The organism is Mycobacterium sp. Dal123C01 (assembly GCF_052566995.1).
Map to the genome: position 1 here is coordinate 5,282,382 of NZ_CP199580.1, position 19,468 is coordinate 5,301,849.

The 19,468-nt window shown below is 66.5% G+C and carries 17 protein-coding genes and 2 tRNA genes; 8 read left to right on the forward strand and 11 right to left on the reverse strand.

The features are described 5' to 3' along the window. The first annotated feature begins 59 nt into the window (after nt 1-59). Complete coding sequence (locus ACTXG5_RS24705) at nt 60-761, forward strand: IclR family transcriptional regulator (RefSeq protein ID WP_445161291.1); 702 nt, start codon at nt 60-62, stop codon at nt 759-761. Nucleotides 762-901: 140 nt separating this feature from the next. Beyond that, nucleotides 902-1,414 carry a pyridoxamine 5'-phosphate oxidase family protein gene (locus tag ACTXG5_RS24710; RefSeq protein WP_445161292.1) on the forward strand — a complete coding sequence of 171 codons (513 nt, stop codon included), beginning with the start codon at nt 902-904 and terminating at the stop codon, nt 1,412-1,414. 17 nt (nt 1,415-1,431) lie between these two features. Here ACTXG5_RS24710 and ACTXG5_RS24715 read toward each other — a convergent pair. The 4 genes from ACTXG5_RS24715 to ACTXG5_RS24730 all read right to left on the reverse strand — a co-directional run bounded on the left by ACTXG5_RS24715 (nt 1,432) and on the right by ACTXG5_RS24730 (nt 4,045). Next, a tRNA-Glu gene (locus ACTXG5_RS24715) sits at nt 1,432-1,504 on the reverse strand. A gap of 73 nt (nt 1,505-1,577) precedes the next feature. Then, nucleotides 1,578-1,649: transfer RNA gene (locus tag ACTXG5_RS24720), tRNA-Gln, on the reverse strand. 126 nt (nt 1,650-1,775) lie between these two features. Next, nucleotides 1,776-3,248, reverse strand: coding sequence for a glutamate--tRNA ligase (gene gltX / locus ACTXG5_RS24725; protein ID WP_445161293.1), 1,473 nt, complete (start codon nt 3,246-3,248; stop codon nt 1,776-1,778). Beyond that, nucleotides 3,245-4,045 carry a fumarylacetoacetate hydrolase family protein gene (locus ACTXG5_RS24730; protein WP_445161294.1) on the reverse strand — a complete coding sequence of 267 codons (801 nt, stop codon included), beginning with the start codon at nt 4,043-4,045 and terminating at the stop codon, nt 3,245-3,247. The genes gltX and ACTXG5_RS24730 overlap by 4 nt, the downstream gene beginning before the upstream one ends. A gap of 224 nt (nt 4,046-4,269) precedes the next feature. Here ACTXG5_RS24730 and ACTXG5_RS24735 point away from each other — a divergent pair, with 224 nt between their 5' ends. Both ACTXG5_RS24735 and ACTXG5_RS24740 read left to right on the forward strand, forming a co-directional pair. Then, nucleotides 4,270-5,454, forward strand: coding sequence for an MFS transporter (locus ACTXG5_RS24735; protein ID WP_445161295.1), 1,185 nt, complete (start codon nt 4,270-4,272; stop codon nt 5,452-5,454). 26 nt (nt 5,455-5,480) lie between these two features. After that, entirely contained in the window at nt 5,481-6,797 is a 1,317-nt protein-coding gene (locus ACTXG5_RS24740) for an MFS transporter (RefSeq protein ID WP_445161296.1), read from the forward strand. Here ACTXG5_RS24740 and ACTXG5_RS24745 read toward each other — a convergent pair. Both ACTXG5_RS24745 and serA read right to left on the reverse strand, forming a co-directional pair. Next, the gene (locus ACTXG5_RS24745) at nt 6,697-7,707 is read right to left on the reverse strand and encodes a 3-isopropylmalate dehydrogenase (RefSeq protein ID WP_445161297.1); all 1,011 of its coding nucleotides are present in this window, start codon (nt 7,705-7,707) and stop codon (nt 6,697-6,699) included. The two genes, ACTXG5_RS24740 and ACTXG5_RS24745, sit on opposite strands and share 101 nt — an antisense overlap. Then, a complete protein-coding gene (gene serA / locus ACTXG5_RS24750; RefSeq protein ID WP_445161298.1) occupies nt 7,704-9,290 on the reverse strand; it encodes a phosphoglycerate dehydrogenase in 1,587 nt (528 codons plus the stop codon). The genes ACTXG5_RS24745 and serA overlap by 4 nt, the downstream gene beginning before the upstream one ends. A gap of 41 nt (nt 9,291-9,331) precedes the next feature. Here serA and ACTXG5_RS24755 point away from each other — a divergent pair, with 41 nt between their 5' ends. Further along, nucleotides 9,332-10,798 (forward strand): phytoene desaturase family protein, encoded by a 1,467-nt coding sequence (locus ACTXG5_RS24755; RefSeq protein WP_445161299.1) that lies wholly within the window; start codon nt 9,332-9,334, stop codon nt 10,796-10,798. Next, nucleotides 10,795-11,394 carry an NAD(P)H:quinone oxidoreductase gene (gene wrbA, locus ACTXG5_RS24760; RefSeq protein WP_445161300.1) on the forward strand — a complete coding sequence of 200 codons (600 nt, stop codon included), beginning with the start codon at nt 10,795-10,797 and terminating at the stop codon, nt 11,392-11,394. The genes ACTXG5_RS24755 and wrbA overlap by 4 nt, the downstream gene beginning before the upstream one ends. 89 nt (nt 11,395-11,483) lie before the next feature. Here the strand turns inward: wrbA and ilvC are convergent, their stop codons facing one another. The 3 genes from ilvC to ACTXG5_RS24775 are packed head-to-tail and all read right to left on the reverse strand — an operon-like array spanning nt 11,484 to nt 14,920. After that, nucleotides 11,484-12,485 carry a ketol-acid reductoisomerase gene (ilvC, locus tag ACTXG5_RS24765; protein ID WP_445164578.1) on the reverse strand — a complete coding sequence of 334 codons (1,002 nt, stop codon included), beginning with the start codon at nt 12,483-12,485 and terminating at the stop codon, nt 11,484-11,486. A 60-nt stretch (nt 12,486-12,545) separates the two neighbouring features. Continuing rightward, entirely contained in the window at nt 12,546-13,052 is a 507-nt protein-coding gene (ilvN, locus tag ACTXG5_RS24770) for an acetolactate synthase small subunit (protein ID WP_445161301.1), read from the reverse strand. Further along, nucleotides 13,052-14,920 (reverse strand): acetolactate synthase large subunit, encoded by a 1,869-nt coding sequence (locus tag ACTXG5_RS24775; RefSeq protein ID WP_445161302.1) that lies wholly within the window; start codon nt 14,918-14,920, stop codon nt 13,052-13,054. The genes ilvN and ACTXG5_RS24775 overlap by 1 nt, the downstream gene beginning before the upstream one ends. Before the next feature lie 384 nt (nt 14,921-15,304). On the opposite strand from ACTXG5_RS24775, the gene ACTXG5_RS24780 reads away from it, so the two are divergent. Continuing rightward, nucleotides 15,305-15,643, forward strand: coding sequence for a PH domain-containing protein (locus ACTXG5_RS24780; protein ID WP_445164579.1), 339 nt, complete (start codon nt 15,305-15,307; stop codon nt 15,641-15,643). 17 nt (nt 15,644-15,660) lie between these two features. On the opposite strand, the gene ACTXG5_RS24785 is transcribed toward ACTXG5_RS24780, so the two are convergent. Next, nucleotides 15,661-16,515 (reverse strand): DoxX family protein, encoded by an 855-nt coding sequence (locus tag ACTXG5_RS24785; protein WP_445161303.1) that lies wholly within the window; start codon nt 16,513-16,515, stop codon nt 15,661-15,663. A gap of 232 nt (nt 16,516-16,747) precedes the next feature. On the opposite strand from ACTXG5_RS24785, the gene ACTXG5_RS24790 reads away from it, so the two are divergent. Beyond that, nucleotides 16,748-17,869, forward strand: coding sequence for a PQQ-dependent sugar dehydrogenase (locus ACTXG5_RS24790; RefSeq protein WP_445161304.1), 1,122 nt, complete (start codon nt 16,748-16,750; stop codon nt 17,867-17,869). A 40-nt stretch (nt 17,870-17,909) separates the two neighbouring features. Here ACTXG5_RS24790 and gatB read toward each other — a convergent pair whose 3' ends face one another. Continuing rightward, nucleotides 17,910-19,439, reverse strand: coding sequence for an Asp-tRNA(Asn)/Glu-tRNA(Gln) amidotransferase subunit GatB (gene gatB, locus ACTXG5_RS24795; protein WP_445161305.1), 1,530 nt, complete (start codon nt 19,437-19,439; stop codon nt 17,910-17,912). Nucleotides 19,440-19,468 lie beyond the last annotated feature (29 nt).

The following is a 19,468-nucleotide window of genomic DNA, read 5'->3' on the forward strand; positions in this document are numbered from 1 at the left end:
TGCGGCTCGCGGATCAATCTGGGCTGTGATCTCATAATGCGAGACGCTAGTATCTCTCTATGAGACAGCATAGCGGCATCGGCGTCCTGGATAAAGCCGTGGATGTGCTGCACACCATCGCGGAATCTCCCTGCGGGTTAGCCGAACTGTGCGAACGAACCGGCTTTCCCAGGGCCACCACGTACCGGCTGGCGGCCGCGCTGGAAGTGCATCGCCTGCTGGCGCGCGACGACGAAGGGCGTTGGCAGCTCGGTCCCGGGCTGACCGAACTCGCGGCGCAGGTCGACGATCCGTTGCTGGCGGCCGGCGCGGCGGTGCTCCCCCACTTGCGAGAGACCACCGGTGAAAGCGTGCAGCTCTACCGCCGCGAGGGCACTTCGCGGGTCTGTGTGGCCGCCCTGGAACCGTCTGCGGGCCTTCGCGATACGGTTCCGGTCGGGGCACGACTGCCGATGACGGCCGGTTCGGGAGCCAAAGTTCTGCTGGCCCACAGCGATGTCGCCACTCAAAAAGCCGTGCTGCCGACGGCGAAGTTCACCGACCGGACGCTGGCTGAAGTACGCCGGCGCGGTTGGGCGCAAAGCGTTGCCGAGCGCGAGCCAGGGGTCGCGAGCGTCTCGGCCCCGGTGCGTGACGGCCGCGGCGTGGTCGTCGCCGCCATCTCGGTGTCGGGACCCATCGATCGGATCGGCCGGCGCCCGGGAGCGCGGTGGGCCGCCGACCTCCTGTTGGCCGCCGACGCAATGGCTCGCCGTTTGTAAGCCCTGCCGTGCGCCGCGAGTGTGCGTTCTCGGCGTTGAGTGTGCGTACAGGGCGCCAGAATCGAGGTATCGCCGCCCTGTACGCACACCCAAAGCCACCAGTGCACAGTTGGCCGCAGCAGGCCTGACAGACTGACGCGATGGGAACCAATCAGCGCGCGAGCATCGTCATGTCCGACGAGGAAATCGCCGATTTCGTTGTCAAGAGTCGTACCGGGACGCTGGCCACCGTTGGTCCCGACGGCCAGCCGCACTTGACCGCCATGTGGTACGCCGTCGTCGACGGCGAAATCTGGCTGGAGACAAAAGCCAAGTCTCAGAAAGCGGTCAACCTTTTACGGGACCCGCGGGTGAGCTTCCTGATCGAGGGCGGCGACACCTATGACACGCTGCGCGGGGTTTCCTTCGAAGGCATTGCAGAGATCATCGACGATCCGGACGTCTCGCACCGGGTCGGGGTCAGCGTGTGGGAGCGCTACACCGGTCCCTACACCGACGACATGTTGCCCTTCGTCGAGCAGATGATGAACAAGCGGGTCTGCGTACGCATCGTCGCCCGGCGCGCGCGCTCGTGGGATCACCGCAAACTTGGCTTGCCAGCGATGCCGGTGGGTGGTTCCACCGCACCGGCTGTGCTGGGGACCGGCCAGTAACTGCCGTAGCAGTTTTGTAGCCCCGATGGGATTCGAACCCACGCTACCGCCGTGAGAGGGCGGCGTCCTAGGCCGCTAGACGACGGGGCCAGAACCGATCCGAGCAGCCAGCATAGCTCACCCGACGGGGGCCGCCTAATCGCTTGCAGCCTGACAGATTTTGCTGGGGTACCAGGACTCGAACCTAGAATAGCGGTACCAGAAACCGCTGTGTTGCCAATTACACCATACCCCATTGGCTGCCTAAAACCGCTGCTCAGAGCGCATTCTGTCGACCTAGACAAGCATCCTGCGACTGCCGCTGCCAGCCATTGTCGGCCGACGAGCAGACTACCAAAGACTCAGCCGGCAATCCGCATGCCTACTGCGCGGCGACCTGATCGCGGGCCGATCGCAGCCGCGCCAGGCTGCGGTCGCGACCCAGCAGCTCCAGCGATTCGAACAACGGCGGGCTGATCGTCGTCCCGGTCGCGGCCACCCGGATCGGGCCGAACGCCTTGCGCGGTTTGAGCTCCAGCCCGTCGATCAGCGCGGATTTCAGCGCGTCCTCGATCGGGGCCACGGTCCAGTCCGTCACGCCGTCCAGCGCCGTCAGGGCGGCATCCAGCACCGCCGCCCCGTCCGGACCGAGCTCCTTGGCGGCGGCCTTGGGGTCGATCGCGTATTCGTCGTTGTTGAGGAACTTCAGCAGGTCCCACGCGTCTCCGAGCACCACGATGCGGGTCTGCACCAGCTCGGCCGCGGTGGCGAATCCCGCCTCGTCGAGCGAAAGTCGATGTCCGTGGGCATCGAAGTAGTCGCGCAGCCTGCCGGTGAAGTCGGCCACCTCGAGCATCCGGATGTGTTCGGCGTTGATCGCGTCGGCCTTCTTCTGATCGAATCGGGCCGGGTTGGAGTTGACGTCGACTACGTCGAACGCGGCCACCATTTCGTCGAGACTGAACAGGTCGTGATCGTCGGCGATCGCCCAGCCGAGCAGCGCAAGATAATTCAGCAGGCCTTCGGGGATGAAGCCCCGGTCGCGGTGGGCGAACAAATTGGACTGGGGGTCGCGCTTGGACAGCTTTTTAGTCCCGTCCCCCAATACCGTTGGGAGGTGGGCGAACTCCGGAACGCGTTCGGCCACCCCGATCCGGATCAACGCCTGATACAACGCCAGCTGACGCGGCGTCGACGGCAGCAGGTCCTCGCCGCGGAGCACATGGGTGATCTTCATCAGCGCGTCGTCACACGGGTTGACCAAGGTGTATAACGGATCTCCGGTTGCGCGGGTCAACGCGAAATCGGGCACCGTGCCCGCCGCGAAGGTGGTGGTCCCCCGCACCAGGTCATCCCACGCGAGATCTTCGTCGGGCATCCGCAGCCGCACCACCGGTTTGCGGCCCTCGTCGAGAAATGCCGCGCGCTGGGAATCGGTCAGCTGCCGGTCGAAATTGTCGTAGCCCAGCTTGGGGTTGCGGCCCGCCGCGATGTGGCGCGCCTCAACCTCTTCCGGCGTGGAAAAGGCGTAGTAGGCCTCGCCCGCTTCGACGAGCTTGACCACCACCTCGCGGTAAATCTCGCTGCGCTGCGACTGCCGGTACGGGCCATAGGGTCCGCCGACCTCGGGCCCCTCATCCCAATCCAGACCGAGCCAGCGCAGCGCGTCGAGTAGGGCGAGATAGCTTTCCTCGCTGTCGCGCTCGGCATCGGTGTCCTCAATGCGAAAGACGAAGGTGCCGCCGGTGTGCCGCGCGTACGCCCAGTTGAACAGGGCGGTGCGCACCATCCCGACGTGCGGGGTGCCGGTAGGCGACGGGCAGAACCGGACCCGAACGGTGCCTGCTGCGGTCACGACTTTCCTTTTCGGACCACGGGATTGGTCAGGGTGCCGATGCCGTCGATGGTGATGGAAACGGTGTCACCATCCTCGATCGGACCAACGCCCGCCGGTGTTCCGGTGAGGATGAGATCGCCTGGCAACAAGGTCATCACCGCCGAGATCCATTCCACGACGGCGCCGACATCGTGGATCATCAGCGAGGTGCGGCTGTCTTGTTTGACGTCGCCGTTGACGACGGTGCGCAGTGCCAGATCGGCCGGGTCGACGTCGGTGACGACCCACGGCCCGACCGGGCAGAATGTGTCGTGCCCCTTCGCGCGAGTCCATTGGCCGTCGGCCTTTTGCTGATCGCGTGCCGACACGTCGTTGGCGATCGTGTAACCGAGAATGTTGTCAGCGGCCTGCGCGGCGGAGACGTCCTTGCACGGCCGGCCGATCACCACCGCCAGCTCCCCTTCGAAGTGCACCGGTGATGCGTTGGCGGGCAAGCGGATCGGTACGTTCGGCCCGACGATGGCGGTATTGGGTTTGAGGAAGATGATGGGATCTGCCACGGCCGGGCCAGTTCCGAAACTTTGCATCTCGGCGATGTGATCGGCGTAGTTCTTTCCGATGCAGACCACCTTGCCCGCCAGCATCGGGGCCAACAGCCGAACGTCGGCTACCGGCCAGGAGCGACCGGTAAACGTCGGCGTGCCGAAGGGATGCTCAGCGATCTCACGGGCAGTCATCGCGCTGGAATCTTCCAGCGGGCCCTCGATGCTGACGAAGGAGACACCATCCGGACTAGCGATTCGACCAAGGCGCATTCGCCCGAGCCTAGTGACGGTCGCGAGCGCGGCAGCAGCCGGGCGACGCGGGCCGTCACCATCTGGCCGCGAGTGACAGAAATCTGATGCGCCGACACGTCCGGCGGCCGGGATGCTCCGAACTACTAGAGGGGCAGGTTTCGTGACAGGCGAAAGGAGTCCGCAGACCTAAGGGATAGGAATACGTGCCGGAGCAGTCGATCAGCACCCTCAGACGATGGGTGATGCTTGGAGTCTCCTTGGGCGCGACGTTGTGCGCCAACGTCTTCATCAACGGCGTCGCCTTCTTGATCCCGATGCTGCACGCGCGCCACAACACCGGCCTGGCCGAGGGCGGTCTGCTGGCATCGCTGCCCAGTTTCGGCATGGTCGTGACCCTGCCGGTGTGGGGTTATCTGCTGGACCGCATCGGGGAGCGCATCGTGCTCACCATGGGCCTGACCCTGACCGCGGCGGCCGGTTTCGCCGCCGCATCGGCGCACTCGATGGTGACGATGGGGGTATTTCTGGTGCTCGGCGGCATGGCCGCCGCCAGCAGTGTCACCGCGTGTGGCCGGCTGGTCACCGGCTGGTTTCCCCCGCACCAGCGAGCCCTGGCGATGGGTATCCGCCAGACCGCCCAACCATTGGGAATTGGATTGGCGGCGTTGGTGATTCCTGAGCTGGCCAAACAGAGCTTCTCGACGGCGCTGCTCTTTCCCGCCGGACTGTGCGCGGTGTCGGCGGTGGTCAGCGCCCTGGGGGTCAAAGACCCACCGCGCCCGCTCCGGGCGGATGCCAGCGATGAGGAGCTGGCGAATCCGTACCGCGGCACGACCACGCTGTGGCGGATCCACGCCGCCTCGGCGCTGCTGATGGTGCCCCAGCCCGTCATCCTGACGTTCATGCTGGTCTGGTTCATGATCGACCGCGGCTTGTCGGCCGCATGGGCGGGAGCGCTGGTGGGCCTCTCCCAACTGCTCGGCGCGCTCGGACGCATCGCGGCCGGCCGCTGGGCCGACCAGGTCGGCTCGCGGATGCGTCCACTGCGGGCCCTGGCCGTCGCCACCAGCGTGGTCGTCGGGGTGCTGGCGCTCAGCGATCAGTTGAATTGGGCCCTCGCCGTGCCGGTCATGGTGACCGCGGCAGCGCTCACCGGCGACAGCGGCTTGCCGTTCACCACGATCCCCGAATTAGCCGGGCCGTTTTGGAGCGGACGCGCGCTGAGTGCGCAGAACGCGCTGGAGCGGCTGATGGTTGCGCTCGGTCCTCCGCTATTCGGCGGATTGATCAGCGCGGCCGGCTTTCCGGTGGCGTTCGCGGTCTGCGCATTGTTCCCGCTGGCGGCGCTGCCGTTGGTGCCTGTCGGCCCGCCCCCGCGGGCAACGGGTGACATCCCGTCCGAACGAGCCGCCGCGGCCGAATCCTGATGCGCTAACCGCAGTTAGCATGGGGAATGACCACGGACGTGGGAGCTGAAGGCCCACCTGAGGGCCAACTCGGTGCCCGCGCACGCTGGTCGATCATGCTGATCTCGTTGGTTGTGACGTCCACTTCCTTCCTCTTCATCAACGGGGTCGCCTTCCTGATCCCGGCGCTGGAAGCAGAGCGCAAAACCCCGCTGACCGAAGCCAGCCTGTTGGCGTCGATGCCCAGCTGGGGCATGGTCGTCACGCTGATCGGATGGGGCTATGTGCTGGACCGGGTCGGCGAGCGCATCGTGCTGACCGCGGGCTCGGCGCTCACCGCGGTGGCGGCCTACGCTGCGGCATCGGCACATTCACTGATATGGGTCGGTGTGTTTCTGTTTCTCGGCGGTATGGCCGCCGCCGGTTGTAACAGTGCCGGTGGCCGGCTGGTCTCGGGCTGGTTCCCGCCGCACCAGCGAGGCCTGGCAATGGGAATTCGCCAGACCGCCCAACCGCTGGGTATCGCCTTGGGCGCCTTGGTAATACCCGAGCTGGCCGAGGGGAGCCCCCACGCAGGGCTGTTGTTTCCCGCCGTGGCGTGCACGGGGGCCGCCCTGCTCAGCGTGGTGGGTGTCGTCGACTCACCACGAAAACCGTTGGAGACGGCCACCGATGAGGAACTGGCAAGCCCCTATCGCAGGTCTTGGGTGCTGTGGCGAATTCACGCCGCGTCTGCGCTGATGATGATGCCGCAGACGGTGACGGTGACGTTCATGCTGGTTTGGCTGATCAGAAACGACGGCTGGTCGATCGCGTCCGCCGGCGCGGCGATGACGATCTCGCAGCTGCTGGGTGCGCTGGGTCGTATCTTGGTCGGGCGCTTGTCAGATCGGATCGGCTCGCGCATGCGGCCCGTCGCGGTCATCGCTGCCGCCGCCGCGTTGACGCTGTTCGTCCTGGCCTACGCCGACCACCGGGGTTCGCATTACGAAGTGGTCCTGATGGTCATCGTCTCGGTGCTCGCCATGCTCGACAACGGGTTGGAAGCAACGGCGATCACCGAATTCGCCGGACCGTTCTGGAGCGGGCGGGCGTTGGGCATCCAGAACACCACTCAGCGACTGATGGCAGCCGCCGGCCCCCCGCTCTTCGGTGCGTTGATCAGCGCGGCAAGATATCCGACGGCCTGGGCGTTGTGCGGGCTGTTCCCGTTGCTGGCAATACCGTTGGTGCCGGCCAAGCTGCTGCCGCCCGGCTTGGAGGCTACAGCCCGGCGGCAATCCGTTCGCCGACTTCGCTGGTGGAGAGCCGTTCGTCCCCGCGAGACGCCAGATACGTCTCGACGGCCCGGTCCACCCGGCTAGCGGCCTGCGTCTCACCAAGGTGGTCGAGCAGCATCCCGACCGAAATGATGGCCGCGGTCGGATCGGCGATGCCCTTGCCGGCGATATCGGGCGCACTGCCGTGCACTGGCTCGAACATCGAGGGATTGCTCCGGGTGGCGTCGATATTTCCACTGGCGGCCAAGCCAATTCCGCCGCACACCGCCGCTGCCAAGTCGGTGACGATGTCGCCGAACAGGTTGTCGGTGACGATCACGTCGAAGCGGCCCGGGTCGGTGACCATGAAGATGGTCGCCGAGTCGGCGTGTTGATACGCCACCTCGACATCGGGATATTCCGCGCCGACCTCGGCCACGATCCGCGACCACAGCCTGCCCGCGAAGTTCAGCACATTGGTCTTGTGCAGCAGCGTCAGGTGCTTGCGTCGCTGGCGGGCCCGCTCGAAGGCGTCCTGCACCACGCGCCGCACACCGAACGCGGTGTTGACGCTAACCTCGGTGGCCACCTCGTGGGGCGTGCCGACCCGGATCGCGCCACCATTGCCCGTGTAGGGACCTTCGGTCCCCTCCCGCACCACCACGAAGTCGATCTTCGGGTCCCCCGCCAGCGGGCTGCTCACCCCTTTGTAGAGTCGGGCCGGCCGCAGGTTGACGTGATGGTCGAGCTCAAAGCGCAAGCGCAACAACAGCCCTCGCTCCAGCACCCCGCTGGGCACCGACGGGTCGCCGATCGCCCCGAGCAGGATGGCGTCCTGCCCACGGAGCTCGGCCAGCACCGAGTCGGGCAGCAGGTCGCCGGTGGCGTGGTAGCGCCGAGCACCCAGGTCGTATTCGGTCTTCTGCACGCCGGGCAGTACCGCATCGAGGACTTTGACCGCCTCGGCAACTACTTCCGGCCCGATCCCGTCACCGCCGATGATCGCCAATTTCATGACAGGTCAACCACTTCGAGCTTGTTGGCGCCGACCGCCTTCGCGATCTCCGAGCGCACGGCATCGGGCACGTCTTGGTCGAGCCGCAGCAGAATCGTCGCGCTCGGGCCTTCGGCGTCCTCGGAGAGTTGTGCGGCCTGGATGTTCACCCCGGCCGCGCCCAGCACGGTGCCGATCTTGCCCAGCGCGCCGGGCTGGTCGGCGTAGTTGATCACCAGGTTGGTGCCCGTGGCGCGCAGGTCGAAGTTGCGGCCGTTGATCTGCACGATCTTCTCGACCAACTGCGGACCCGACAGGGTGCCGGCGACGTTGACGCGCGAGCCGTCGTGGCCGGCCACCCGCACGTCGAGCAGGCTGCGGTGGTTGGGACTTTCCGAGGCCGTGCTGATTTCGGCAGTCACGCCGCGCTCGGCGGCCAGCGCCGGCGCGTTGACGAACGTGACCGGATCCTCGATCACGGCCGAGAACAGACCGCGCAGAGCCGAAAGCTTGAGCACCCCAACATCTTCAGCAGCCAGCTCGCCGCGGACCTGCACCGACAACGAGGTCGGCGCGCCGTCGGACAGCGCGGCGGCCAGCACCCCGAGCTTGCGGGCCAAGTCCAGCCACGGCGCCACCTCCTCGTTGACCACGCCCCCGCCGACGTTGACCGCGTCGGGCACGAACTCTCCCGCCAGCGCCAGCCGCACGCTTTCGGCCACGTCGGTGCCGGCCCGGTCCTGCGCCTCCTCGGTGGACGCCCCCAGGTGCGGCGTCACCACCACCTGCGGCAGCTCGAAAAGCGGGCTGTCGGTGCACGGTTCGGAGGAGTACACGTCGAGACCGGCCGCGCGCACATGTCCGCTGCTGACCGCTTCGGCCAGGGCCTCCTCGTTCACCAAACCGCCGCGGGCGGCGTTGACGATGATGACGCCCGGCTTGGTCTTGGCCAGCGCCTCCTTGTCGATCAGGCCGGCGGTCTCGGGTGTCTTCGGCAGGTGCACCGAGATGAAGTCGGCCCGGGCCAGCAATTCATCCAGCGGCAGCAGTTCGATGCCGAGCTGCGCGGCGCGGGCCGGCGACACGTACGGGTCATAGGCGATGACGTGCGTGCCGAAGGCCTCGATCCGTGCGGCGACCAGCTGGCCGATGCGGCCCAGGCCGACGATGCCGACCGTCTTGCCGAAGATTTCGGTGCCCGAGAACTTCGACCGCTTCCAGGTGTGTTCGCGCAACGTGGCGTCGGCCGCCGGGATCTGCCGGGACGCGGACAGCAGCAGCGCCAGTGCGTGCTCGGCAGCGCTGTGGATGTTCGAGGTCGGGGCGTTGACGACCAGGACACCGCGTTCGGTGGCAGCATCCACGTCGACGTTGTCCAGCCCGACCCCGGCCCGGGCGACGATCTTGAGTTTGGGCGCGGCGGCCAGCACCTCGGCGTCGACGGTGGTGGCCGAACGCACCAGCAGCGCGTCGGCCTCGGGCACCGCTGCCAGCAGCTTCTCCCGGTCCGGACCATCTACCCAGCGCACTTCGACCTGGTCGCCCAGGGCGGCGACAGTTGATTGAGCGAGTTTGTCGGCGATTAACACAACAGGCAAGTTCACCCGACCAGGTTATAGGCCAGCCTCTCCGCTGTAATTGTCCGATGGACGTCACCGTCGTCGGCAGCGGACCCAACGGGCTCTGCGCGGCCGTCATCTGCGCCCGCGCGGGACTCAAAGTGCAGGTCGTCGAGGCGCAACCCACCTTGGGCGGCGGTGCCCGCACCGCGGCCGACCCAGAATTCTCCGGAGTCGAACACGACATCTGCTCGGCGGTGCACCCACTGGCGCTGGCATCGCCGTTTTTCGCGGAGTTCGACCTGCCGGCGCGCGGCGTACAGCTGGGTGTGCCGGAAATCGCCTACGGCAACCCGCTGCCGGGCCGGCCCGCCGCGATCGCTTACCGCGACCTCGAGCGCACCTGCGCGGAACTGACCGACGGCGCCTCCTGGCGGCGGCTATTGGGCCCGCTGGTGGCGGACTGGCAAGCCGTCGTGGAATTGCTGCTCGGCGACAAGCGTTCGGTGCCCAGTTCGTTGCCGTCCGCGCTGCACCTGGGGCTGCGGATGCTAACTCAGGGCACCCCGGCGTGGGGGGCGTTGGCCGGCTTACTAAAAGGAGACGATGCCCGCGCGTTGTTCACCGGCGTTGCCGCCCATGTGCTTTCGCGGATGCCGTCCTTGACGGCGGCCGGCGCCGGGTTGATGCTGGCGACGCTGGGTCATTCGGTCGGCTGGCCGATTCCGGTGGGTGGCAGCCAGGCGATCACCGACGCGCTGATCGCCGACCTGCGCGCGCACGGGGGCGAGGTGACGGCCGGCGTCGAAATCACTTCTCCCCCGCCGGGCTCAGTCGTCGTGTTCGACACGGCACCCACCGCGCTGCTGCGGATATACGGCCAGAATTCTCAAGCTCTGCCGGACCGATACGCTAAAGCGTTGCGCCGCTATCGATTCGGACCCGGAGTTGCCAAGGTCGATTTCGTGCTCAGCGACGAGATTCCGTGGTCGGACCCGCGCCTGCGCCGCGCTCCCACCCTGCATCTCGGCGGCACCCGGGAGCAGATGGCGCTGGCCGAGAAAGAGATCGCGGCCGGACGCCACGCACAGTGGCCGATGGTGCTGGCCGCCGCCCCGCACATCGTCGATTCCGGCCGCATCGACGTCGCGGGCCGCCGTCCGTTCTGGACGTATGCGCACGTCCCGTCGGGTTCTGACCTCGATGCGACCGAGGCCGTCACCGCGACCATCGAGCGGTTCGCACCCGGCTTTCGCGACGTCGTGCTCGCGGCCCGCGCCGTGCCCGCCGCACACCTGGCCGACCACAACGCCAACTACGTCGGCGGCGACATCGGGATGGGCGCAAACTCGGCGTGGCGCGCGATCGCCGGGCCCACACCGCGGCTCGACCCATGGCGGCTCCCGATTCCCAAGGCGTATCTGTGTTCGGCAGCTACCCCGCCCGGCGGCGGCGTGCACGGCATGGCCGGTTTCTACGCCGCGCGCAGCCTGTTGCGCCGTGAATTCGGCATCGCTAACCTGCCTGCGCTCGGGCCTAAGCTATCGGCGTGACCAAACTCGCGATCATCTACTACTCGGCCACTGGGCATGGCACCACGATGGCCAAACGCGTCGCCGCGGCGGCCGAGGCCGCCGGCGCCGAGGTCCGGGTGCGCCATGTCGCCGAAACGCAAGACCCGGAATCCTTCGCGCACAACCCGGCCTGGACGGCGAACTACAACGCAACCAAGGACCTTCCGGCGGCCACCGGTGACGACATCGTGTGGGCCGACGCCGTGATCTTCGGCTCCCCCACCCGGTTCGGCTCGCCGGCAGCGCAGTTGCGCACCTTCCTGGACTCGCTGGGCGGGCTGTGGGCCGGGGGCAAGCTGGCCGACAAGGTGTACGCGGGCTTCACGTCCTCCAACACCCTGCACGGCGGCCAGGAAACCACGCTGGTCTCGCTCTACCTGACGCTGATCCACTTCGGCGGCATCATCGTGCCACCGGGATACACCGATCCGAGCAAGTTCGTCGACGGCAACCCGTACGGGGCGAGCCTGGTCGCCACGCACGACAACATCACCGATATCGGCGAGGTGACGGCCACCGCCCTCGAACACCTGGCGCGCCGGGTGGTGACCTTCGCCGACCGGCTGACGTCATAGCGCTGGCCGGCGACACTTAACCTACGTACACGACACGCCGAGAAGCGTCGCCGTAGTTTAAGTTTCGGCGTGTCGCGGCGGTTCGAGGATTAGGCCGTCTCGGTGATCGGGCGGTCCACCCAGCTCATCAGGTCACGCAGCTTCTTGCCGGTGACCTCGATGGGGTGCTCGGCATTCTCCTTGCGCAACTGCTCGAGCTGCTTGTTGCCGCCCTCGACGTTGGCGACGAGCTTCTTGGTGAAGTCGCCGTTCTGGATGTCGCGCAGGATCTCCCGCATCCGGTCCTTGGTGCCCGCATCGATGACGCGCGGGCCGGACAGGTATCCGCCGAACTCCGCGGTGTCGGACACCGAGTAGTTCATCCGAGCGATGCCGCCCTCGTACATCAGGTCGACGATCAGCTTGAGCTCGTGCAGCACCTCGAAGTACGCCATCTCCGGCGGATAACCCGCCTCGACCATCACATCGAAACCGGTCTTCACCAATTCCTCTGTGCCACCGCACAGCACGGCCTGCTCACCGAACAGGTCGGTCTCGGTCTCGTCCTTGAAGGTGGTCTTGATGACGCCGGCCCGGGTACCGCCGATGGCCTTGGCGTAGGACAGTGCCAGCGCCTCGCCCTTGCCGGTCGGGTCCTGGTCGACGGCGATCAGAGCTGGCACACCCTTGCCGTCGACGAACTGCCGGCGCACCAGGTGCCCGGGCCCCTTCGGCGCGACCATCGCGATGGTGACGTTGCCGGGCGGCTTGATCAGGTCGAAGTGGATGTTGAGGCCGTGACCGAAGAACAGCGCGTCGCCATCCTTCAGGTTCGGCTCGATGTCGTTGGCGAAGATCTCGGCCTGGGCAGTGTCCGGGGCCAGCAGCATGATCACGTCGGCCCACTTGGCGACCTCGGCCGGGGTGTCGACGTCCAGGCCCTGCTCGGAGACCTTGGGCCGCGACTTCGAGCCCTCCTTGAGCCCGACGCGGACCTCAACCCCGGAGTCGCGCAGGCTCAGCGAGTGCGCGTGCCCCTGGCTGCCGTATCCGATGACGCCGACCTTGCGGCCCTGGATGATCGACAAATCTGCGTCATCGTCGTAGAACATCTTTAATGCCTCTGGCACGGTGAATCTCCCCTTCTCATTTGACTTTTCGGATGTGCGACGTTACTTGGCGGTGCCGATACCGCGCGGCCCGCGAGCTAACGACACGAGTCCCGATTGGACGATCTCGCGGACACCGAACGGCTCCAATACCCGCAGCAGCGCTTCGAGCTTGCCGTGGTCACCGGTGGCCTCAATCGTCAGCGATTCCGCTGACACATCAATCACCTTGGCGCGGAACAGGTTCACGGCTTCGATCACCTGACTGCGGGTACCGGCATCGGCCCGTACCTTGATCAACGCCAACTCGCGAGCCACCGAGTTGTCCTCGTCCTGCTCCACAATTTTGATGACGTTGATCAGCTTGTTGAGCTGCTTGGTGACCTGCTCGAGCGGAGTCTCCTCGGCGGAAACCACGATGGTCATCCGCGACATGTCCTTCTGCTCGGTGGCACCCACGGCCAGCGACTCGATATTGAAACCACGCCGCGAGAACAGCGCCGCGATGCGCGCGAGCACACCCGGCTTGTCTTCGACCAGCACCGACAGCGTGTGCGTCTTGGTGTACATCAGGCGTGTCCTTCGGTTTCGTCGTCGAACAGCGGCCGAATTCCGCGGGCGGCCTGAATCTCGTCATTGCTTGTCCCGGCGGCCACCATCGGCCACACCTGCGCGTCGGCGCCGACGATGAAGTCGATGACGACCGGGCAGTCGTTGATCGCGCGAGCCTGATTGATCACGTCGACGACGTCTTCTTCACGCTCGCAACGCAATCCGACACAGCCTAACGCCTCGGCCAGCTTCACGAAATCCGGGATGCGGCGTGAGTGGGTCGCCAGATCGGTCTGCGAGTACCGCTCCTGATAGAACAGGCTCTGCCACTGTCGCACCATGCCCAGGTTGCCGTTGTTGATCAGCGCCACCTTGATCGGCACCCCCTCGATCGCGCAGGTGGCCAACTCCTGGTTGGTCATCTGGAAGCATCCGTCGCCGTCGATCGCCCAAACCTCCGCCTCGGGGCGAGCGACCTTGGCGCCCATGGCCGCCGGGATCGCGAACCCCATGGTGCCCAGCCCGCCGGAGTTGAGCCAGGTACGCGGCTTCTCGTACTTGATGAACTGCGCGGCCCACATCTGGTGTTGGCCAACGCCGGCCACGTAGATGGCGTCCGGACCGGCGATCTCGCCCAGCTTCTCGATCACGTATTCCGGCCCCAGGCTGCCGTCGCTCTGCGGGTCGTAGCTCAGCGGGTAGGTCTTGCGGACGTCCTCCAAATAAGCCCACCAGGCGGTCATGTCGATCTTGCCCGGCGTCTCGTACTGGCGCAGCATCGCGATGAGGTCGGTGATGACGGCTTTGACATCGCCGACGATCGGCACGTCGGCGACCCGGTTCTTGCCGATCTCGGCCGGGTCGATATCGGCGTGGATGACCTTGGCCTCGGGCGCAAAGGAATCGAGCTGTCCGGTCACCCGGTCGTCGAAGCGGGTGCCCAGCGCGATCAGTAGATCACTGCGTTGCAGTGCCGCCACCGCGGCGACGGTGCCGTGCATGCCCGGCATGCCCAGGTTCTGCCGGTGGCTGTCCGGGAAGGCGCCCCGCGCCATCAGCGTGGTGACCACCGGGATCCCGGTCAGCTCAGCCAAATCGCGGAGCTGCTCGGTCGCCTCGCCACGGATCACGCCGCCGCCGACGTACAGCACCGGTTTGTGCGAACGCGCGATCAGCTTGGCGGCCTCACGGATCTGCCGGTTGTGCGGTTTGGTGTTCGGCTTGTAGCCGGGAAGATCCATCCGCGGCGGCCAGCTGAATGTGCACTGCGCTTGCAGTACGTCCTTGGGAATGTCGACGAGCACCGCGCCGGGGCGTCCCGAGGATGCGATGTGGAAGGCCTCGGCCAGCACGCGGGGAATGTCGTCACCGGAGCGGACCAGGAAGTTGTGCTTGGTGATCGGCATGGTGATGCCCGAGATGTCGGCCTCCTGGAAGGCATCGGTCCCGATCAGCGCACGCCCGACCTGCCCGGTGACGGCGACCACGGGTATCGAGTCCATCTGCGCATCGGCCAGCGGGGTCACCAGATTGGTGGCGCCGGGGCCCGATGTCGCCATCATGACCCCGACCTTGCCGGTGGCGTGCGCATAACCACTGGCCGCATGCCCGGCGCCCTGCTCGTGGCGAACTAGCACGTGCCGCAGCTTTTTCGAGTCGAATAGCGGATCGTAGACCGGCAGCACCGCGCCGCCCGGGATTCCGAAAATGATCTCGACGTCGAGTTCCTCCAGCGACCGGATTACCGACTGAGCACCGGTAAGTTGGTGCGGTGCAATGTGTTTCGCTTGGCTGGCCGGAACTTTTGCGGCGGCTTCCGCGGCGTCCGGCGCCCAGTCGCCGCCCTCGGGCGACCCGGGTGTCTGTTGCCTGGTGGGTGCGCTCACTCTGGTCCTCATCTTCTTAGTGCTGATTTGGCTGTGAAAGTTTCGTTGGTACGCAAGAAAAAACCCCCGTCAGCTCCCGCTGATCGAGGGTTGCGCGTTGGTGCCGGATCGCTTCACATGCTGAAGGAATTAGTCAGCCACCAACGCGCCGCTAATTACTACGAGCATCCCGGGCTTTCCGGCGGTATCCATAGCCCTCGACGGTAGTCTTCGCACTGCTCAACCGTCAAATCCGGAGCGGCGGGACGAACCAATCGTCGCCCGCGGGTACGGGCACCGGCGTCGGCACGAAATCGGCAACGCAAGCGAGGGTGAAATGATGTTCGGGTGGCTTCCGGCTCTGCTGCCCCGACACCCGCGCCCGTAGTGATCAAGATCTCACCGATGGCGCACCTCGCCGTGGGATTTTTTACCCTCGGGTTGCTGATCCCGGTGCTGGCCTGGCCGCCGTCGGCCCCGTTGCTCGTCATCCCGGTGCTGTTGTCAGCGTTGATCATCCGGCTGCGCACCGTGGCCGACGGCCGAGGCGTGACGGTGCGAAACCTGTTGGGGAGCCAGACGGTGGGGTGGGATGAGATCGACGGACTGGGCTTTCACCGGGGCTCCTGGGCACGCGCCAAGCTCACCAGCGGGGCACAGCTGCGCTTGCCGGCGGTCACTTTCGCGACGCTGCCACAGCTGGCGGCGGTCAGTTCCGGGCGAGTGCCCAACCCCTACCGATGACCGCCTAGCGGGGCAATTCAGGCGATCGGGTTGACCCCGTTGAGCAGCACCCACACGGCGATGCCGGCGGCGATGCCGGCGAGCAGGGCAACGAACGACCCGATGAAAGGCCGGTGGGCCCATCCCCTGTTGGCGTCCAGGCCGTAGCGGCCAGGCCCGGACAGGACGATCGCGACGGCGAGCACGATCAGCGTGATCTGGTATTCGTGTCCCTGCGGGAGGAAGTAGGAGAAGGTGTGCGGCCGCGCCGAGATGCTGACCAGCAGCTCGTTGATCAGGAACGCCAACGCACCCGCCGCGGCCACCGGGGTGAACAACCCCAGCACCAGAAGCACAGCCGCAGCGATCTCCCCGCCGGCGCTCACGTAGGACAGGATGTCGGCGTGCTGGTAGCCGGCGTCGGACAGTGAGTTCTTGAAGCTGCTCAATCCCTGGCCGCCCCACCAGCCGAACAACTTCTGCAGCCCGTGCGCGCCGAGCACCACCCCGAGGCCGAGCCGCAACACCAGCAACCCGAGATTCTGGGTGCCGCGCCGGCCGACGGCGGTTTGCCGTTCGTACTCCTCGCTCGCATCGATCTCGGCGGGTTCGGCCGCTAAATGCCGCGGTGCCGCCTGGGGCTGCGGCTGTGGCTGTACGTACGGCAGCGGCTCTGGCTGGTCGAGGACGTGGTAGGACGGCCCAGCCGGGCCGGCGGCCTGATTCGGGTCTTGGTAAGGGATCACGGTGGTGGTTCCGAAGTCGCCCGGATACCCGACGGGTGTCAGGTCATCTTCGGGGTCGACCAAGCGCGCTGCGGCGGGGCGTCCCTGGGCAGGCTCCGGAACTTCGCCGGGCCGCTGCCAAGGTGCGTCATGAGATTGACCGGTCACGCGTGTCAGGGTAAGGGCATTCATGCCCGAATTGGGGATTTGAGCGGCGCTTTCGCCAGGTAATTGACGCCTTGACCGCTAAACAGGCCCAGATCGGCCCCAAATAGGGTCTGGCTCATTCCGAACGGTGAATCCGGCCGGGCCGGATTCAGACCCGCGCGAGGGGCTTCACCGACGCGCACACAGGCACGCGTGTGGCGCCGGTGCCCGCACTATCCGTAGCCTGTCGGTCATGCATTTGGGGTGGCCGGTTCGCCGCGGGCTCGCTGCGCTCTGCGCGCTAATGCTGGTAGCGACGGGCTGCGCGCGGTTCAACGACGCGGCATCCGCGCCCTTCACCACCAACCCGGAACTCAAGCCCCAGCCGAGCTCGACGCCTCCCCCGCCGCCACCGCTGCCGCCCACGCCGTTCCCCAAGCAGTGCCCGGCCCCCGGGGTGATGCAAGGCTGCCTGGAGAGCACCAGCGGGCTGATCATGGGGCCCGACAGCAAAACCGCGTTGGTCGCCGAGCGCGCCACCGGGGCCATCAAAGAGATCTCCGTGAGCGCCGAGCCGAAGGTGAAGACCGTCATCCCGGTCGATCCGTCCGGGGATGGCGGCTTGATGGATATCGTGCTGTCGCCCACCTACTCGCAGGACCGCCTGATGTACGCCTACATCAGCACGCCCACCGATAACCGGGTCATCCGGGTGGCCGACGGCGACATCCCGAAGGACATTCTGACCGGGATTCCCAAGGGCGCCACCGGAAACACCGGAGCGTTGCTGTTCACCAGCCCCACCACGCTGCTGGTGCTGACCGGCGATGCGGGTAACCCGGCCATGGCCGCCGATCCGAAATCGTTGGCGGGCAAGGTGCTGCGCATCGAGCAGCCGACCACCGTCGGCCAGGCGCCGCCGACGACCGCGCTGTCCGGCGTCGGCTCGGGCGGCGGCCTGTGCGTCGATCCCGTCGACGGCTCGCTGTATGTCGCCGACCGCACGCCCACCGCGGACCGGTTGCAGCGCATCACCAAGAGCTCGGAGGTCTCCACGGTGTGGACCTGGCCGGACAAGCCGGGCGTGGCCGGATGCGCGTCGATGGACGGGACGGTGATGGTCAACCTGGTCAACACCAAATCGACCGTGGCGGTACGGCTCGCGCCGAACACGGGTGCGGTCACCGGTGAACCCGACGTCGTCCGCAAGGACACGCACGCCCACGCGTGGGCCCTGCGGATGTCGCCGGATGGAAACATTTGGGGCGCCACTATCAACAAGACCGCCGGTGACGCCGAAAAGCTCGACGACGTGGTGTTCCCGCTGTTCCCGCAGGGTGGCGGCTTCCCGCGCAACAACGACGACAAGGCCTAGCCGGCCGGATCGCCGGCCAAGTGTGGCCCGCTGATCCGCGCTAGGCCTGCCCGCAGGCGGCCAGCACCAACTCGCGCACCCGGGCCGCATCGGCCTGCCCGCGGGTGGCCTTCATCACCGCGCCCACGATCGCGCCGGCCGCGGCCACCTTGCCGCCGCGAATCTTTTCCGCCACATCGGGATTGGCAGCCAGGGCCTCGTCGACGGCGGCCTGGGTGACCGTGTCGTCGCGCACCAGCGCCAGACCACGGGTGATCATCACCTGCTCGGGTTCACCTTCTCCGGCGAGCACGCCCTCGACGACTTGGCGAGCCAGCTTGGTGGACAGCTTGCCGTCGTCGACCAACGCCACCACCGCGGCGACCTGGGCGGGGCTGATGGCCAGCTGGTCCAATTCGATGTTCGCCTCGTTGGCCTTCTGCATCAGGAAGTTTCCCCACCAGGCGCGGGCCTGTTCGCTGGAGGCGCCGTGCTTGATGGTCGCAGTGACCAATTCGATTGCGCCTGCATTGACGAGATCGCGCATCACCTCGTCGGAAACACCCCACTCATCCTGAATTCGCTTGCGGCTCAACCACGGCAACTCGGGGATCGTCTGGCGCAATTGCTCGACCAGCTCGCGACTGGGCGCGACGGGTTCCAGATCGGGCTCGGGGAAATAGCGATAATCTTCCGCGGTTTCTTTGACGCGGCCCGGGCTGGTGTATCCCGACTCGTGAAAGTGCCTGGTTTCCTGCGTAATTTGACCGCCGGACAGCAGGACGGCGGCCTGGCGCTGCATTTCATAACGCACCGCGACCTCGACACTTTTTAGCGAGTTGACGTTCTTAGTCTCGGTCCGGGTGCCGAATTCGGTTGTCCCAGTGGGTTTCAGCGACACGTTGGCGTCACAACGCATTGAACCCTGGTCCATTCGAACGTCGGATACCTCCAACACGCGCAGCAAGTTTCGCAACGCCGTCACGTAAGCCCGGGCGATCTGCGGTGCCCGCGCTCCGGCTCCCTCGATGGGCTTGGTGACGATTTCGATCAATGGCACGCCGGCGCGGTTGTAGTCGATCAGTGAACCGGTGGCACCTTCGATGCGGCCGGTCTCGCTGCCCAGGTGAGTGAGCTTGCCGGTGTCTTCTTCCATGTGGGCGCGTTCGATCTCGACCCGCCAGGTGGTGCCGTCTTCCAGCGGCGCTTCCAGGTAGCCGTTGATGGCGATCGGCTCGTCGTACTGCGAGATCTGGTAGTTCTTCGGCTGGTCCGGGTAGAAGTAGTTCTTCCGGGCGAAGCGGCACCACGGCACGATCTCGCAATTCAGCGCCAACCCGATGCGGATTGCCGACTCGACCGCGGCCCGGTTGAGCACCGGCAGTGAACCCGGCAACCCCAGGCATATCGGGCACACCTGGGTGTTGGGGTCAGCACCGAATGCGGTGACGCAGCCGCAGAACATCTTGGTGACGGTGGACAGCTCCACGTGCACTTCCAGGCCGAGCACCGGATCAAAACGTGCGATGACCTCGTCGTAATCCAGCAGCTCAGCCGCCCCAGCCTTCGCCGCCCCGGAAGTAACAGTCATGGAAAAGATCCTAATGGCGACCGCGCGGA